This is a genomic window from Homoserinimonas sp. (assembly GCF_056262345.1).
Genome location: NZ_JBACFR010000208.1, coordinates 1 through 1,682 on the forward strand (window position 1 = coordinate 1; position 1,682 = coordinate 1,682).

3 protein-coding genes are annotated in these 1,682 nt (G+C 64.3%); 2 read left to right on the forward strand and 1 reads right to left on the reverse strand.

What is annotated here, in order from left to right; all coding sequences use genetic code 11:
- A partial coding sequence (locus AC062T_RS09910) for a RidA family protein (protein WP_476029601.1) occupies positions 1 to 327 on the forward strand: 327 nt, incomplete at its 5' end.
- 23 nt (positions 328 to 350) lie between these two features.
- On the opposite strand, the gene AC062T_RS09915 is transcribed toward AC062T_RS09910, so the two are convergent.
- On the reverse strand, positions 351 to 842 hold the full coding sequence (locus tag AC062T_RS09915; protein ID WP_476029603.1) for a RidA family protein: 492 nt from the start codon (positions 840 to 842) through the stop codon (positions 351 to 353).
- 94 nt (positions 843 to 936) lie between these two features.
- Here AC062T_RS09915 and AC062T_RS09920 point away from each other — a divergent pair.
- The coding region (locus AC062T_RS09920) for an aminotransferase class V-fold PLP-dependent enzyme (protein WP_476029605.1) at positions 937 to 1,682 on the forward strand (746 nt) is incomplete at its 3' end.

The following is a 1,682-nucleotide window of genomic DNA, read 5'->3' on the forward strand; positions in this document are numbered from 1 at the left end:
GATGTCTCGAGCGACGAGGGGTATGCCGCCGGCCGCAAGACGGCCATCAGTGTTCTGGGCCTCATCCGTCTGGCGCTCGGCTCGCTCGATGAGGTCGAGAGCATGGCCCGCACGGTCTGTTACGGCGTCACGACGCCCGACTATCTCGACGTGAACATCGCCGGTAACGGGGCGAACGACCTCTTTCTCGAAGTGTTCGGCCCCGTCGCCGGCCGTGTCGCGAGCGCGAGCATCGGCGTCATGAGCCTGTCCCGCGGCAATTGCTTCGAGATTGTCGCGACGGTGGAGACCAAGCGCGATGCATCGGAGTACCTCGCTCGTGCCTGACCGGCGGTGCGTGCCGCGCTCCGCTAGGGGCGCGGCGCGCACTCCAGGCTGAGCCATAGCTCGAAGCAATGGTTACTAGAGAGGGCTGTGGCGCCCACGGATGCTCGACCCATGGCTCCGACCTCGCGGCCGAAGACGTCGTTGAAGAGGTCGCTCACTCCATTGGAGACCTCGTGGGGTCGGTCGAAGCCGGGAGGGCAGGTCACAAAGCAGAGGCCTCGCGACATCGCCACAACCTCGTCGAGGGAGCCGAGCGCGTATCGGATCATGCCGAGCGCGTTGAGGCCCGTGACTCTGGCGGCCTCGTAGCCCTGTTCAACCGTGATGTCGACCCCGACGACGCCGGGGTTGATGAGGGTGCCATCGCGGTGTTCCGGGGTGAGACCGCTGAGTTCGAGCAGGTTGCCGATGCGGTGGAAGGGGCGCAGGTTTCCGTAGCGACGCCCGTAGGGCGGGTTGGCGTAATCGGGAATCTCGAGGCCCAATTCATGGACTCTTTGCTCGGGTGTGCTCATGAGGTGACTCTAATGCATCCAGTTCATGTAAGATGGGATCCAATCTTAACGAAGCCCTGATCACAGGCGCCGAATCACGGGGAAAGAGAAACGCATGGCATTCGGAGAGTTACTAGCCGACAGCGGCGACCGATCAGCCGCAGTGATCGACGTGGCCGCCGAGCGCGCGCGCACTCTGGGAACCCGCACTCGCCACTACTTCAACTCGGCGGGTGCTGGTCTTGCGAGCTCCGGTGTCATGAGCGGCATGATCGACCATCTCCGCAAAGAGGAGCGGGCAGGATCATACGAGGCCGCCAATGCGGTGGTGCCCGAACTCGACGCCATCTACTCGGCTGCCGCGCAGCTTCTCGGCTGCGACACCGACGAGATTTCGCTGCACGATGCGGCGACAACCGGGCTTCGGGTCGTCTTCGACGCGCTCCGACTCGGTGCGGGAGGCACCGTGATCGCGCCGCGCTCAAGCTATGTGAGCCAGGCCCTGCGACTCCTCACCCTTGAGAAGGTTGACGGGGTCACCCTGCGCATCATCGAGAATGCTCCCGACGGCACCGTCGACCTCGCCGAACTCGAGGCCGCACTCATTGCCGCCCCCGGTGCTGTCATTAGCGCGGTCCATGTGCCGACATCATCCGGACTCGTTGTGCCCGTTGCCGAGATCGGCGTGCTCGCACAGCGGCATGGTGCCGTTTATGTGCTCGATGCGACGCAGTCGGTCGGTCAGATCGATATCGACGTGCGCGCGATCGGCTGTGATGTGCTGGTCGCCACGGGTCGCAAGTTTCTTCGCGGCCCGCGCGGAACCGCGTTCAACTACGTTCGTCGCGGCTTTCTCGAAAC

What these genes read in the sequence shown, in the direction of transcription:
- AC062T_RS09915 (WP_476029603.1), bottom strand. Translation starts at nt 842, where the DNA reads ATGAGCACACCCGAGCAAAGAGTCCATGAATTGGGCCTCGAGATTCCC.